At 55.3% G+C, this 13,487-nt stretch carries 14 protein-coding genes; 8 read left to right on the top strand and 6 right to left on the bottom strand.

Annotation, left to right across the window (positions count from 1 at the left end; all coding sequences use genetic code 11):
• Nucleotides 1-7 precede the first annotated feature (7 nt).
• The 8 genes from O1722_RS18580 to O1722_RS18545 all read left to right on the top strand — a co-directional run bounded on the left by O1722_RS18580 (nucleotide 8) and on the right by O1722_RS18545 (nucleotide 5,521).
• Nucleotides 8-754 carry a fimbria/pilus periplasmic chaperone gene (locus O1722_RS18580; RefSeq protein ID WP_033487720.1) on the top strand — a complete coding sequence of 249 codons (747 nt, stop codon included), beginning with the start codon at nucleotides 8-10 and terminating at the stop codon, nucleotides 752-754.
• Between the two features lie 16 nt (nucleotides 755-770).
• Nucleotides 771-1,352 (top strand): fimbrial protein, encoded by a 582-nt coding sequence (locus O1722_RS18575; RefSeq protein WP_033487719.1) that lies wholly within the window; start codon nucleotides 771-773, stop codon nucleotides 1,350-1,352.
• Nucleotides 1,345-1,821, top strand: coding sequence for a fimbrial protein (locus O1722_RS18570; protein WP_033487718.1), 477 nt, complete (start codon nucleotides 1,345-1,347; stop codon nucleotides 1,819-1,821). The genes O1722_RS18575 and O1722_RS18570 overlap by 8 nt, the downstream gene beginning before the upstream one ends.
• Nucleotides 1,822-1,864: 43 nt before the next feature.
• Nucleotides 1,865-2,686 carry an MrpH family fimbial adhesin gene (locus O1722_RS18565; protein ID WP_223230159.1) on the top strand — a complete coding sequence of 274 codons (822 nt, stop codon included), beginning with the start codon at nucleotides 1,865-1,867 and terminating at the stop codon, nucleotides 2,684-2,686.
• Between the two features lie 5 nt (nucleotides 2,687-2,691).
• Complete coding sequence (locus O1722_RS18560) at nucleotides 2,692-3,492, top strand: cyclic diguanylate phosphodiesterase (RefSeq protein WP_033487717.1); 801 nt, start codon at nucleotides 2,692-2,694, stop codon at nucleotides 3,490-3,492.
• Nucleotides 3,493-3,622: 130 nt separating this feature from the next.
• Nucleotides 3,623-4,393 carry a winged helix-turn-helix domain-containing protein gene (locus O1722_RS18555; protein WP_223230158.1) on the top strand — a complete coding sequence of 257 codons (771 nt, stop codon included), beginning with the start codon at nucleotides 3,623-3,625 and terminating at the stop codon, nucleotides 4,391-4,393.
• Nucleotides 4,356-4,841, top strand: a complete 486-nt coding sequence (locus O1722_RS18550) for a hypothetical protein (protein ID WP_033487715.1) — start codon at nucleotides 4,356-4,358, stop codon at nucleotides 4,839-4,841. Before O1722_RS18555 ends, O1722_RS18550 begins: the two co-directional genes overlap by 38 nt.
• Before the next feature lie 233 nt (nucleotides 4,842-5,074).
• A complete protein-coding gene (locus tag O1722_RS18545; protein ID WP_033487746.1) occupies nucleotides 5,075-5,521 on the top strand; it encodes a hypothetical protein in 447 nt (148 codons plus the stop codon).
• A 46-nt stretch (nucleotides 5,522-5,567) separates the two neighbouring features.
• Here the strand turns inward: O1722_RS18545 and fbpC are convergent, their stop codons facing one another.
• The 6 genes from fbpC to O1722_RS18515 all read right to left on the bottom strand — a co-directional run bounded on the left by fbpC (nucleotide 5,568) and on the right by O1722_RS18515 (nucleotide 13,374).
• A complete protein-coding gene (gene fbpC / locus O1722_RS18540; protein WP_033487714.1) occupies nucleotides 5,568-6,614 on the bottom strand; it encodes a ferric ABC transporter ATP-binding protein in 1,047 nt (348 codons plus the stop codon).
• A 4-nt stretch (nucleotides 6,615-6,618) separates the two neighbouring features.
• Nucleotides 6,619-8,697 (bottom strand): ABC transporter permease, encoded by a 2,079-nt coding sequence (locus O1722_RS18535; protein WP_033487713.1) that lies wholly within the window; start codon nucleotides 8,695-8,697, stop codon nucleotides 6,619-6,621.
• A 74-nt stretch (nucleotides 8,698-8,771) separates the two neighbouring features.
• On the bottom strand, nucleotides 8,772-9,803 hold the full coding sequence (locus O1722_RS18530; protein WP_033487712.1) for an ABC transporter substrate-binding protein: 1,032 nt from the start codon (nucleotides 9,801-9,803) through the stop codon (nucleotides 8,772-8,774).
• 13 nt (nucleotides 9,804-9,816) lie between these two features.
• The gene (uhpC, locus tag O1722_RS18525; protein WP_255248640.1) at nucleotides 9,817-11,244 is read right to left on the bottom strand and encodes an MFS transporter family glucose-6-phosphate receptor UhpC; all 1,428 of its coding nucleotides are present in this window, start codon (nucleotides 11,242-11,244) and stop codon (nucleotides 9,817-9,819) included.
• A complete protein-coding gene (locus tag O1722_RS18520) occupies nucleotides 11,204-12,745 on the bottom strand; it encodes an MASE1 domain-containing sensor histidine kinase (RefSeq protein WP_033487710.1) in 1,542 nt (513 codons plus the stop codon). The genes uhpC and O1722_RS18520 overlap by 41 nt, the downstream gene beginning before the upstream one ends.
• Entirely contained in the window at nucleotides 12,745-13,374 is a 630-nt protein-coding gene (locus tag O1722_RS18515; RefSeq protein WP_023616519.1) for a response regulator transcription factor, read from the bottom strand. The genes O1722_RS18520 and O1722_RS18515 overlap by 1 nt, the downstream gene beginning before the upstream one ends.
• Between the last annotated feature and the right edge of the window lie 113 nt (nucleotides 13,375-13,487).

The raw sequence follows: 13,487 nt of genomic DNA, 5'->3' as shown, positions 1-13,487 counted from the left end.
AATCAAGATGACAATTGTGCGAATTTCCGCCCTGACGGGCCTGGCGCTGATGGTTTCAGGCGTGGCAACAGCCGCCGTATCGCTGGACAGAACCCGGGTTATTTTTGACGGCGCGGCAAAATCCGTGAGCCTGCGCCTGACCAATGAAAATAAAACGCTGCCGTATCTGGCGCAGGGGTGGGTGGAAGATGCTCAGGGTAAAAAAATTACCGATCCGCTGGTGCTGCTGCCGCCGGTTCAGCGCATTGAACCGGGTGAGCAGAGTCAGATCAAGGTGCAATCCACCGCGGGGATCCAGCGCCTGCCACAGGACAGGGAGTCGCTGTTCTATTTCAATCTGCGCGAGATCCCACCCAAAAGCAGCAAGCCTAATACGCTTCAGCTTGCGCTCCAGACCCGCATCAAGCTCTTTTATCGCCCGGCCGCTATTGAAGTGCAGCGTGCTGATTATTCCACGCCGTTTCAGGAACAGCTGACTCTGGCGCGGGAAGGGGATAAATACCGCGTGAATAACCCGACGCCGTATTACATCTCGCTGGTTAATGCGTCTTCGACGCTCACCGGCAAAGCGGCGGCAGGCTTCAAGCCGATTATGGTTGAGCCGAAAGGTCAGCTAGTGCTGGCACCGTCCGCTGCTGCGCTCGGCAGCGCGCCCGTGCTGACTTATGTCAACGACTTTGGTGGCCGCGCAAAGCTCATCTTCAGCTGTGGCGGCAGCGAGTGCAAAGCCGTGCCGCAGGAAAAGAAAAAGTAACCGCCGGGAGAGTGGCATGACTATCGCGTACTGGAAAAAGGGGAGCGGGCTCGCGCTGATGCTGCTGGCAGGATCGCTAAGTGCCGCGGACGAATTGATCGATGGGAGCTATGGGCTGCTGCACGTGCGCGGTGCGCTGACGGAAAGCGCCTGCCGTCTGGAGATGGACTCCGCGTGGCAGGAGGTGGACATGGGAACGACGGCAACGGGGGCGCTTAAAAAACCGGGCGACCAGGGTACGCCGGTGCGGGTGGAGATCCATCTGGAGGATTGTATGCCGTCACCTACCTCAGTACGCGATGCGTGGAGCGGCGATCTGCTCTGGAGCCGGGATCAGCCCTCGGTCACGGTCAGCTTTGTTGCACCGGGAGAGTTGTTTAATCCGGGGTTGGTCCGCGTGAGCGGAGCCAGCGGGGTGGGGCTACACCTGACCGACAGGCTGCATCGTTCGGTTCGTCTTAACGATGAGGGGCATCCGCTGCTGCTGGAGTCAGATGACAACACGCTTTTTTATTATCTCGCACCGGAACGTACCTCTGCACCGCTGGTGGCGGGGGCATGGCAGGCGCTGATCCACTTCAGGCTTAATTATGACTAGTTCACGTTTTGCTCTGCTTATCGCTTTGTTGCTGGCCAGTCCAGCGGCATGGTCATCCCTGACGGTAAACGTCACCGGCGTGGTCGTGGAGGGGGTGTGTGAAATCAACAACGGTGAAACTGTTCACGTGGATTTTGGCAGCAACCTGCAGGCGCGCCAGCTGGACGGTGAGAACTTTATGAAAACCATCGACTATTCGCTGGTTTGTGAAGATCTGACCTCTAACGATCTGGAGATGCAGTTTGAAGGCACGGCCACCTCGTTTAGCGACGACTATCTGGCCACCGACCGCGAAGGGCTGGGGATCAAATTGTATATGAACGGAGAATCGATGCCGCTAAATACCTGGATGCCGTTTACCTGGCCGGAGGTGCCTGTTTTGCAGGCCGCGCCGATAAAAGATGACGCATCTACCGTGGAAACGGGCGTGTTTAGCGCGTCAGCCACGCTGAAAATTCAGTATCAATAACAGGTTAACGGTGATGAATATAATGCTCCGAACGATCCTTGCTATGCTGGTTCTTGTTGCTACTCAGCCCGCTTCAGCCTCTGTCTGGAGCTGGATTGATTCCATTACGCAAAATAGCAGCATTAATTTTGACTATAACTTCACGCTTGCTGATTGGGATGAAAATGACTCAACGCCAAATCCTTGCTATGGGCTTAATGCCTGCACCATTTTTATCAGCCACAGGCATGATGCTTCAGGAACATCAGGCTGGGGGGTTGTTCAAGGATGGGGGGTTGCGGCTTATCCCTTTATAAGCAGTAGTGAAACACTCGGTGAGGTGGGCAAGGAGTTAAAAAAAGTATTTCCTCTGCCCTACAGTGGTACGACTAACCATAACGGTACCGTCAATTTTGAAGAGTGTGTCGGTTTTTTTTATGCGCCAGGCGTCAACATGGGGACAAGCGGCCCCGTGGTCGATCAGAAATATGCAGGATACAACATACTGCCAGGCAGCATTTGCGGTACTGCCCCACAGCCCAGTGGCTCCTGCGATTTCAATCAGGACGTACTGACCCTCGATCATGGCACGCTGACGCGTCAGGAGCTTGACGGGCATGAAGTCAGTGAAAACGTCAGTATTAACTGTACGACATCACAGACGCTCAAGCTGTATATCTACTCCGCAGACAACGTGCAGCTGCGTGACGACGGCAGTCTCTATTCCGAGCTTTATATGAATGACAACGTGCTCGGCACGTCGGGCTTCACTCTGGACGTCGCCGAACAGGAAAATGTCGTTGTGAAATCAGTTCTTCATACAAATGGCAGCGTGGCGGCAGGTGAGTTTGCGGGCTCCACTGTGATGCTGATTACGGTGGAGTGATGACAATGACTGCGTTGCCCTTGAACAATATCGATCTCTACTGCGCGCTTATGATGGGTGAGATCGTTCCCTATTATCAGCCGCTGATTAACAGCCGGACCCAGCGGTTGTACGGGCTGGAAATATTAATGCGTTGGTCACTCTCTGAGGAAAATGTCTCTCCCCTGGCGCTTATCCGCGCATTTGATGAGAACGGCTTGTTGCCAGAAATGACGCAACACCTGCTGCGCCAGGTTGCGGCAGATATTAACGAACTGGATGCATTGCTGCCTGACGGTCTTCATCTTTCGCTTAATGTGAGCCCTTCTCAGGTCGCGAAGCCCGGTTTTGTGTTTGATACGCTTTCGTTTCTGGCGGCTATTCCTCTGGAAAAATACTGTCTGGTGGTCGAGGTCACTGAAGAACAACCATTACCGCCTACGCCTGAGGTTACGGGCGCTTTTCTGAAGTTGCAGCTGGCGGGGGTCGAGATCTATCTGGATGATTTTGGTACCGGCTGCTCGAATCTGGCATACCTTGAGCAATTTAGCGTGGATGGGGTGAAGGTTGACCAGCTTTTCGTTAAGCATCTTTCCTCTGATAAAGCGACAACATCCATTGCAGCGAGGGTTGCGGACCTGGCGAAAGCGCGGGGTCTTGGCATCATTGCTGAAGGGGTGGAAACCCCTGAACAATCACAGCTGCTGCGCGATATGGGGATTGTTATTCAGCAGGGCTATCTTTTTTCCTGCGCATTAAGTCGATCGCAGTTACGGGAGTATCTTGCCGCCAGAAGGTTGCATTTCCAGATGAAAAATAGGGAATAAAAGCGTCGTTGGTTATTATTTGTCATGACGTAAGTAAAAATTTCCAGTCAGTAAGATACGCAATTGAATGGGTATTTTGTCACTTTATCCCAATACGCTAAACTAGCTATCGGCATTAAAGCCATGAAGAGTGTGGATTAATATTGGAGCTGGTGGCAGTGTTATGCATTTCATAATAAACAACAATGTCTCTTTCAACGTTGCTGAAAGGACGGTGTCGGACGGAAACACGCAACATGTGCTTTCTAATCCGGCATGCAGACTTCTTCTCGTACTCCTGGAAAATAATAACCGGCTTATGACCAGAGAGGATCTTTTGCAGAAGGTGTGGGGCGATTTTGGATTAACCCCATCGAGTAATAGTTTGAACAATAATATCAGTATATTGCGTAAGATTTTTACAGAGTTTGAAATTCATGATGTGCTCAAAACTGTCCCTAAACAAGGCTTTGAGTTGGCGCTGAATAACCTTCAGTTCAACGAAAAATCCAGAGACTATTTGGTGATGCAGGCGATTTCAACACCTGATAAAGAGCCCAGTGTAAATAAGACCAGGTTGATTAAATGGACCGGCGTGTTGTTCATTATTATTGGGGTAGCAATCGCTTTATATCTCAATTTTTTCGACAAACGCGAGGATGTCACGCTTTTAAAACAAGTTCAGCAGTGCAAAGTCTTTTATCACAGCAAAGTGAATGCAAAGAGAGTAGAACACTTTTTTTCTGAAGGCAAAGGGATGAAATTGCTGACGAAGTGTTCAACGCCTGCCTATATTTTTTACGATGACAGTAGAGTACATGAGAAAACCGAGCTTCTTGAAATCTTTGTCGCAAAATGTACGGTCGATAGTGAAGGGGAATTTAGTGAATGTAAAAACTTCGTCTCGACTAAAGTGGGCTAGCCTTGCTGTGCTGTTGATTCTGGTGTTTATTGGCGCGCTGCTGTACGTGCCCAAGGATACCCGCGCGCTGGATTGCATAACGGATATGAATCTTGAGCTGGGCAAAGATAATGACAAGATCGTTGCCAACATCCACCTTGTCGTTCACTTCGTTCCAGATGCGCTCAGCTACATTACCGAGTATGGGATCGTGACCTACAACAACCAGCGCTATATCGTCGATCGCTATGCCCGACTGCGTTATTCCGGAGATAACACTCACTCTTTTACTGAATTTAAAAGAGAAGGCATAGAGAAGAACAGTAGCGAAACACTACCTGAGTTTTTATCAGAAAAACTGACTTCAGCCCAAAAGGTCTTTTTATTTAAGGTGCGGAAGTTACAGGGTGAAGTATGGAGCATCAGCGATTTGCGGCGTACGGTATTAGTGTGCGCTAAATCAGACTGACGCCGTTATTTTTTAAATTATCTCTCCGCCTCTTAATGCTAAGAGGCCGGAATCTTTTTGCCGGTAAAACGCATTTGGGTGTAAATATCATGCCATTAAACGTTCTGATAACACAGGATAGTTATCTCTTTCAGGGGTTAAAGCAGTGTATTTCTCTTGTGCATATTCAGGATCTTACGCTGTTTGAAACCCCTCATCGTGAGTGTGTGGTCCTGGTAGACAGCAGAATGCCGATGAACGATCTTGAGCACGGGTGGCGTGTTGTCTCGGCTATGTTTGAGCAAACTAAGGCTATAATGCTTTGTATGAATCAACCCGCGAGCTTGCCCTTCAGCGTAAATCCCTGTGGGGACACTGTTGACATGAAAACCAGCCCAGAAAATATTACGCTAATGATCATCAATAAAATTCCTGTTTTAATGTCGGATAAACGGTCACAGCCGGTGAAAATAAAAATAGAAGAAAAAGAGATGGCATTAATTAACGCATTTCTGTGCGGAAAGGATATCGAAGAGATGGCAAAGATGTTTTGTTGTTCTCAAAAGCAGGTCTATAGACTCAGAGACAAAATTTGCCAGCGGCTTAACGTCAGACATTTTTATCTTGCCTGCCTGTATATTTTTCGCCATGGCTTACTGCAACAATCTTATACATTACCCGAAACCTGGTTACGGGATTAAAAGTGAAGACGCGAAACGGCAACCCGCGTTACCGTTTCGCATTTCATTAAGCCGCCTCCGCCAGTACAAACATCCCGTACGGGTGGATCTCAAGATAGTACGCATCGCCCACGTCCGGCTGCAGGCGCGTGGCGTTCACCTGTAGTAAAATCTCCTGTCCGTGCCAGTCGACAATCACCTCATACTGCGGACCCATATAGGCGACGTGGCGGATAGTGCAGTGTTGGCTCGCCTCGCCGTGCTGGCTGAGCGTAATCGCCTCCGGACGCACGCCGACGGTGCCTTCGCCCTGGGTAGCAAAGTGCAGCGGACGCGGCAGACGATAGCCGTGGATTTCCACGACATCCTCGCTGAAGCGGGCCGGGAAGAGGTTGGCATCACCCATAAAACTCGCCATAAAGCGAGACGCCGGCTGGCGATAGAGATCCTGAGGCGAGCCAATCTGCATAATGTTGCCCTTGTTCATCACCAGCACGGTGTCGGAGACCGCAAACGCCTCGCTTTGATCGTGCGTCACGTACAGCGAGGTGATGTTGAACTGCTTTTGCAGCTCGCGGATTTTGTCCCGCATGCTGCGCCTGAGGTTCGCATCGAGGTTGCTCAGCGGTTCATCGAACAGCAACACTTTGGGTTTGAGGATCAGAGCGCGGGCCAGCGCTACGCGCTGCTGCTGGCCGCCAGAAATCTGATCCACGTAACGATCTTCAAACCCCTCAAGATCAACCATCGCCAGGGCTTCTTTGACCCGCGTTTTTATCTCTGCGCGCGAAACGCCCAGCATCTTCAGACCGTAGCCCACGTTCTCGCCCAGCGACATATGCGGGAAGAGCGCGTAGGACTGGAACACCATACAGATATCACGCTGCTGAATGGAGCGGTGGGTCACATCCTCACCATCGATGTAAATCTGCCCTTCGGTCGGTTTTTCCAGCCCGGCAACCAGGCGCAGCACGGTGGTTTTACCGCAGCCGGACGGGCCGAGCAGCGTTACCATTTGTCCCTGCGGGATCGCCAGGTTGATGTTTTCAATTACCGTGTTTGCGCCAAAGCGTTTGGTCACGTTGCGCAGTTCAACAAAATGTTTCTCAGTCATAGTGTTACGCCTGGTTTTTGGCTTTTGAACGGGAGATACGCGCCTCGCCGATCAGCCAGTCAAAGAGGAAAATGATCGCCAGCATGACCACAATCAGGATCGAGCCGTAGGCAATCGCCACGCCGTATTCGCCGTCTTCCACGCGGTTCAGAATGTAGGCCGTTGCCACGCGGGTGTCCGGCGTGACGAGGAACACAATGGCGCTGACGGTGGTGATGGCGCGCACAAAGCTGTAAATCAGCGCTGATAAAATGGCCGGACGCAGCAGCGGCAGCAGGATGTGGGTGATGGTGCGCAGGCTTCCGGCACGCAGGCTCAGCGAGGCCTCGTCCAGTGACTTGTCGATCTGCCCTAATCCCGCGATCCCGGCGCGAATGCCCACCGGCACGTTACGCATCACCATGGAGATAATCACGATGGCGGCGGTGCCCGTGAGGTACACCGGCGCGCTGTTAAAGGCCAGAATGTAGGACACGCCCGCCACGGTACCCGGTACGGCAAAGCAGAGCATGGTGGTGAACTCGATGGTCTTTTTACCCCGGAACTGCTGGCGCACCACAACCCAGGCAATCAGCAGTCCGAAGGCGGCGGTGATCGGCGCGGCAATCCCGGCGTAGAGCAGAGTATCGAGCAGCGAAGGCCACGCGCCGTCGCTCATCCCCTGGCCGAACAGCTTGATAAAGTTATCCAGCGTCAGGGTGTAATCCACGCCCCAGTTGACGGTAAAGCTGCCATAGAAAATGCTGCCGTAGAGCAGGGCGTTAAAGGCGATCCACACCGCCAGCAGGGCGATCACGCTCCACACCAGCGTCACCGGCAGCGGCTGCACGTCGCCGCGGTACGATTTACCGGACACGGTGACGTAGGAGCGCTTGCCGATCCACATGTACTGGATGCAGAACACCAGCAGCGAGAACAGCAGCAGGAAGGCCCCAAGGGTACTCGCTGCCTGATAATCCAGCTGTGAGCCGGTAATGTAGAAGTAGATCTGCGTGGCCAGCACGTCGAAGTTCCCGCCCAGCACCAGCGGGTTACTGAAGTCGGCCAGCGACTGCACAATCACGATTAAGAACGCATTCGCCAGCGCCGGTTTCAGCAGCGGCACGAAGACGCCGTTAAAGGTCTGCCAGCGGCTGGCGCGCAGGGTGTACGAGGCCTCTTCCAGCGACGGGTGGATGGTTTTGATCGCGCCGTCGAGGATCATAAAGGCCATCGGCGTGAAGGCCAGCACCTGCGCCAGCCAGATGCCGGTGAAGCCGTACAGCCAGTTGGTATTGGTTAACCCAAACCAGTCCACCATCAGCTCCGTCATATAGCCAGAGCGTCCCATCATCAGCGTAACGCCCAACCCCACCACAAACGGCGGGGTCACGATGGGGAGAATCGAGAAGATACGTCCAATGATGGCGCTGCGTTTAGCGATGCGCGTGGTGTAGATCGCCAGCACCAGGCCAAAGAAGGTGCAGCCGACCCCGACGGCTATCGACAGCAGAATCGAGTTGATGATGACCTGGATAATGTGCGCCTGCGACAGCACGTTCATAAAGGCCAGCGGGGCGAATTCACCTGCGTCGTTGGTGAACATCGGAATGAAAATGGCGATGCTCGGCCAGACGATAAAAATGCCGATCAGCGCCACGATGGTAATCAGCGAGCCGATGACAAAGCGATCGCCGCCCAGCCACTCCAGGCGGGTGAGGGCCAGCGTCATGATGGCGCCCAGGGCAACAAACAGCACGATGGTGGCATAGCCTAAACCGCGTCCTTCCACGGTGGCGCTGATGACCACGAACGCCATGCACAGCAGCGCCCAGCCCGCGTCAAGGTAGTGGCGGCTGCGCTGCTCGCGCTTTGCTTCGTTAAACGGGCGCACCAGCAGCAGGCTCGGCATCAGATACCACAGCCAGCTGATGTTGAAGTGCGACCAGCTGTAGGCGTCGAGGATCTCATCCCCGGTAGATTCCAGCAGGCCGTAATCAAGGCTCCAGCTCGGCAGCAGGGCAAAGGCCAGCCAGCCAACGAAAACCCAAAGGAAGACCGCATCCCGTTTTTTCACGGGATGAAGAGCGAGTGTCTGTGACATAGCAATTCCGGGTGTTAAGGAAATTGTAGGCCGGGTAAGCGTAGCGCCACCCGGCAATTACCGCGGTAGTGAGCTTATTTACCCATCTTCACGTCGCTGACCCATTTATTGATTAGCGCTTTACGCACGTCCGTGGAGCCGTATTTGTCCATGTCATAGCTGATGAGCTTCAAATCATCGAGCTTGAGCGAGTTCGGCGAAGTTTCCGCCGTGGTGTTGGTCAGGATTTGGTAGGACTTGCCCTTCTTCCACGCCAGCTCCTGCGCTTCTTTCGAGAGCACCCAGTCCACGAACAGCTTCGCGTTCTCTTCGTTGCGCGCGCCCTTCAGAATGCTCACGCCGCCAATTTCATACCCGGTGCCTTCGCACGGAGAGATCAGCTCCAGCGGCGCACCCTGCTCTTTTTCCAGCGAGTAGTCGTGCAGGAAGCCGATGCCGATGGCGGTTTCACCGCGCGCGGCGTTACGCGCCGGGGCAATACCGGATTTGGTGTACTGAGATACGTTGCCGTTCAGCTGTTTCAGGTAGTCGAAGGCCTGGTCTTCCCCCCACAGCTGGACGAAGGTCGCCAGCGCGGTATAGGCGGTGCCGGAGCTTTGCGGATCGGCGATCTGGATCTCGCCCTTGTATTCCGGTTTGGTCAGATCCTTCCAGCATTTGGGGACCGGCAGGTTTTTCTCTTTCAGGCGCTGGGTGTTGACGCCAAAACCTAAGATCCCGACGTAGACCGCTGAGGAGAGGTTGCCCTTCACCTTGGCTGGATCGCGGAATTTCTCCATGATCTGTTCCAGGTTTTTCGATTTATAGGGCTGGAGTAGCCCCATTTCACCGGCCTGGGACTGCGGATCGAGCGTGCCGCCGTACCAGACATCGGCCTGCGGGTTTTTCTTCTCGGCATCCACCTTCGCCAGCGTGCTGCCGGAGCCGTTGCGGATAAACGAGGTTTTAACATCGTACTTTTCACCGAACGCTTTGGTTTCGACTTCGCACATTTCGTTGGTGGCGCTGCAGTACACCACCAGACGGCCTTTGGCTTGTGCGGCACCGGTTAAAGTAGCCAGTGCGATCCCGGAAGCAATGAGGGTAGAGAGAAGCGTTGTTTTCATTATTCAGCCCTTTTTATGACGTTATGTGACTGCGAGAAGCGGTGATGCCTGCCATCAGCAAGGGCATCAGTAATAAACCCATCAGGACGGCGGCAATCGAGAGCAAACTGAACATCCCCGACCAGCCGTAGCGTTCAATCACCTGCGACAGCGGCCACCCGGCCAGCGATGCGCCCAGATAGGCAAATACGCCCAGAAAGCCGGTAATCGAGCCTGCCGCCTGTTTATGTCCACACTCAACGGCGGCAAGGCCAATGAGCATCTGCGGGCCGAAGACGAAAAATCCGACCGTAAAAAAGCACATCGCCAGCAGGGCGTAGTGGTGCACCGGTGCCAGCCACAGCGCGGCGACAGACACCATCAGCCCCAGCGTGAACAGTAAAATCATCGGTGCGCGCTGGCCGCTGAACAGCAGGTCTGATCCCCATCCAGCAAACAATGCACCCAGTAAGCCGCCCACTTCGAACAGCATCACCGTGGCGTTGGCGCTGAGCAGGTTCACGCCGTGGCTTTCTGCCAGCCAGATGTTGCCCCAGTCGTTCAGGGCGATGCGGATGAGATACACCAGCACATACGACGCCCCGAGCAGCCAGATCATCGGGTTTTGCAGCATGGTGGTGCGCAACATCTGCCATAGCCCCATCGGCGGGCTTTGCTGCTGCTGGCGCAGCTCCAGCGGATCGCTCCGCCACTCCCCGACCGTGGGCAGACCCTCTTCCTGCGGTGTGCCCCGCAGCTGTGTGGTCAGCCACAGGCCGAGCACGATACTGATGATCCCCGGTGTCAGCATCGCCGCCTGCCAGCCCCATCGGTGGGCGGCAACGGCGCAAATCAACGGAATAATCGCGCCACCGATATTGATGGAGGTATTCCAGCAGCCCCACCAGAAGCCGCGCTCGTTACGCGAATACCAGTGGGTCAGCAGCCTGGCGCAGGGCGGCCAGCCCCAGCCCTGAAAGAAGCCGTTCAGCGTCCAGATAAACAGCAGCAGCGGGAAAGCATCGCTAAAGCTGAACAGCACGTTCAGCACGCCCGTTGCCAGCAGCCCGATGCCCATAAAGGCGCGCTGTCCGTGGCTGTCGTGCCAGAGCCCGGCGGCAAATTTGGACAGCCCGTAGCTGAGATAAAACAGCGAGCCGATAAGCCCGATATCGCCCTTGCTGAGCCCCAAATCCAGCTGCAGCGCGGGTAAAACAGTGTTCAGACTTTTTCGCGTCAGGTAAAACGCGGCGTAGCCAATCACCATACAAAGGAGCAGCCTGGGGCGCAGCGCCCGGTAACGTTGTGAAACCTCTTCAGCAGACAGTGCGTGCATGGTGTTCTCCGTTTGAGATGACTGTAGGAAAGTGCGGCATAAATGGGATGAGACAAAGTCTGGAGTGACTAAGACTTTTTCCTGGTCAGAGCGGCGTTTGTTGCAAATTTGTGGGCAGGTTAACAATTACGCGCGTCCCGAGACGGGATTCCAGCGTCAGTTCGCCGCCGAGCGCCGAGACGCGTTCGCGCATGCCCTGAATGCCGAAGCCGGGCAGCTGCTGCGGGCTGATGCCTCTGCCGTTATCGTGCACCTCGAGGTAGAGCCGCGCGTGACGCTGGCAGAGCAGAATCGTGACTTCGCTGGCGTTGGCGTGTTTGCAGACGTTGTTGAGCAGCTCCTGGAGCAGGCGATACAGGGTAAAGACCAGCGTTTCGCTTTCCGGCGGCGTGGGAAGCCGGTAGTCAAAACGGCAGCGGATCCCGCGTTCAGCAAAGGCGAACTCGTTGACAAGGTGGTGCAGAGCCTCCTGGAGCGACAGCTCGTCCAGCACGGGTGGGCGGAGCTGGCGCAACAGCTGGCGCGTGGAGTGGTGAATACGCCGCGCGAGGTCGTTGATCTGTCCGGCGGCCTCAATGACGAGCGGCGTATCGCTCGCCCGCTTCACCAGCTGAGACTGGATCTGGATAGCGGTGATGTTCTGGCCGATTTCGTCGTGAAGCTCGCGCGCCAGCTGCTTGCGGGTGTCCTCTTCGGAATGGATCAGCTTTTCCGCCAGCGCCCGTCTGGCCTGAAGTTCACTCTCAAGCCGATGGCGATAGCGTTCGAGGTTCATCGCCAGATGCTGCTGGCGGCTGATGGCGATCCCCAGGCCAATCCCCAGCAGCGACTGGGTAGAAAGAAAAATTTCCAGTTCGAGAAGGTCGCTAAACCCGACGCCCACCTGGCGGGCAATGGTGATCATCATGCTGCCGAGCAGCCCGGAAAGGACACCGCCCTGCCAGCCGAATTTCCACGCCATCACCACGTTGGGCAGGAACACGACAATCAGCAGCAGCCGCTCCAGCGCCGGGGAGAGCACCATCTGCGTGCCAATGCCGATAATGAAAAACAGGCTGCACCAGATAATCAGCGAGGTGCGCAGCGGCGGATTGCTGGTGTCCAGCCCCAGCAGGTGGTAACGATGCTGCTGGCGTAAAAATTCGAAGACCAGATAGACGAACGGCGTAAGCAGTACGCCACCGGTAAAGGAGCCGAGCAAAAGCAGCGTGGCCGGGCTGTCCAGAAAGGGCGACAGGAGCAAGGTTTGCAGCAGGGCATTCACCGTCACCGCCGCAATCAGCGTCGACAGCCGCTGCCAGTAGAGCGGGAAGCGATGCCAGTACTGCTGCGCCAGCCAGGCGCTGACGATGCCGATAAGCGGCACGGCCAGCATCAGATAACGCGTGAGGAGCTGCTCACCGTGCAGCCACAGAATGGCGGCAAGGGGGGGGAGAATTAATGCAGGCCAGTAGCGGCGTGAAAGTAAAATCATCAGCGCCAGCCACACGCCCTGCGGCAGAAACAGCACCGCCTGCTGGCCGTTGTGGGTAAGGTAGAAGCTCAGTGTCCACAGCATCAGCCAGCCGGTTCCCCAGGCCAGCATAATGAACAGGGACAGGATCAGATGCCGGACAGCGCGCCGCATCAGTGGCCCGTGAGCAGTTGGTTATCAAGCGCGAAGTGCACCAGGTCGATGGTGCTGCTGCACTGAAGCTTGCCCAGCACGTTGGCGCGATGGACATGAACGGTTTTATGGCTCAGCGAAAGCGTATAGGCAATTTCCTTCACGCTTTCGCCTTTCACCAGCAGCTCAAACACTTCGCGCTCGCGCGGAGTGAGCGCCTCAAGCGCTTTTGGCATCGGCTCGCCGCCGCGCAGCGCTTTTATCGCATCGGCGCACAGGTAATGCCCGCCCATGCCGACGGCGCGCACGGCCTGCACCAGCTCCTCCGGGCCGCAGCGCTTGGTCAGATAGCCGCTTGCACCTGCGTCGAGGGCACTTTGCACAAAGGCCGGTGTGTCGTAGATGCTCAGGATGATGGCGCGAAACGTCGGCCGCTGCTGGCGCAGGCGCTTGAGCAGGCTAAGACCGTTTTCGTCCGGCATCGCGACGTCCATCACCGCCACGTCGATATCGTTGCGCGACAGGGCGGGCCACGCCTCCGCCGCGCTGCTAAACTGGCCTTCAACGATCACATCCTCTTCCAGATTTAACAGTTGGGCGAAACCGGAACGCACCACCACGTGATCGTCCACCAGCACCACTTTAATCATCTCGACACCTTTTGCTCATTCGTTGACCTATGATGCCCGTTGCCGGCGGGCTGGCAATCCTGCGGCTGCGGTTATGTAACCGATGTAACAAAATTGCAATAAAGCCACAGCCC

It is taken from the genome of Enterobacter cloacae complex sp. HYC003_NIDB (assembly GCF_056673375.1).
This window is presented reverse-complemented; position numbering and strand designations above follow the sequence as displayed.

What these genes read in the sequence shown, in the direction of transcription:
- O1722_RS18580 (WP_033487720.1), top strand. Translation starts at nt 8, where the DNA reads ATGACAATTGTGCGAATTTCCGCCCTGACGGGCCTGGCGCTGATGGTT.
- O1722_RS18575 (WP_033487719.1), top strand. Translation starts at nt 771, where the DNA reads ATGACTATCGCGTACTGGAAAAAGGGGAGCGGGCTCGCGCTGATGCTG.
- O1722_RS18570 (WP_033487718.1), top strand. Translation starts at nt 1,345, where the DNA reads ATGACTAGTTCACGTTTTGCTCTGCTTATCGCTTTGTTGCTGGCCAGT.
- O1722_RS18565 (WP_223230159.1), top strand. Translation starts at nt 1,865, where the DNA reads ATGCTGGTTCTTGTTGCTACTCAGCCCGCTTCAGCCTCTGTCTGGAGC.
- O1722_RS18560 (WP_033487717.1), top strand. Translation starts at nt 2,692, where the DNA reads ATGACTGCGTTGCCCTTGAACAATATCGATCTCTACTGCGCGCTTATG.
- O1722_RS18545 (WP_033487746.1), top strand. Translation starts at nt 5,075, where the DNA reads ATGAACGATCTTGAGCACGGGTGGCGTGTTGTCTCGGCTATGTTTGAG.
- fbpC (WP_033487714.1), bottom strand. Translation starts at nt 6,614, where the DNA reads ATGACTGAGAAACATTTTGTTGAACTGCGCAACGTGACCAAACGCTTT.
- O1722_RS18535 (WP_033487713.1), bottom strand. Translation starts at nt 8,697, where the DNA reads ATGTCACAGACACTCGCTCTTCATCCCGTGAAAAAACGGGATGCGGTC.
- O1722_RS18530 (WP_033487712.1), bottom strand. Translation starts at nt 9,803, where the DNA reads ATGAAAACAACGCTTCTCTCTACCCTCATTGCTTCCGGGATCGCACTG.
- O1722_RS18520 (WP_033487710.1), bottom strand. Translation starts at nt 12,745, where the DNA reads ATGCGGCGCGCTGTCCGGCATCTGATCCTGTCCCTGTTCATTATGCTG.
- O1722_RS18515 (WP_023616519.1), bottom strand. Translation starts at nt 13,374, where the DNA reads ATGATTAAAGTGGTGCTGGTGGACGATCACGTGGTGGTGCGTTCCGGT.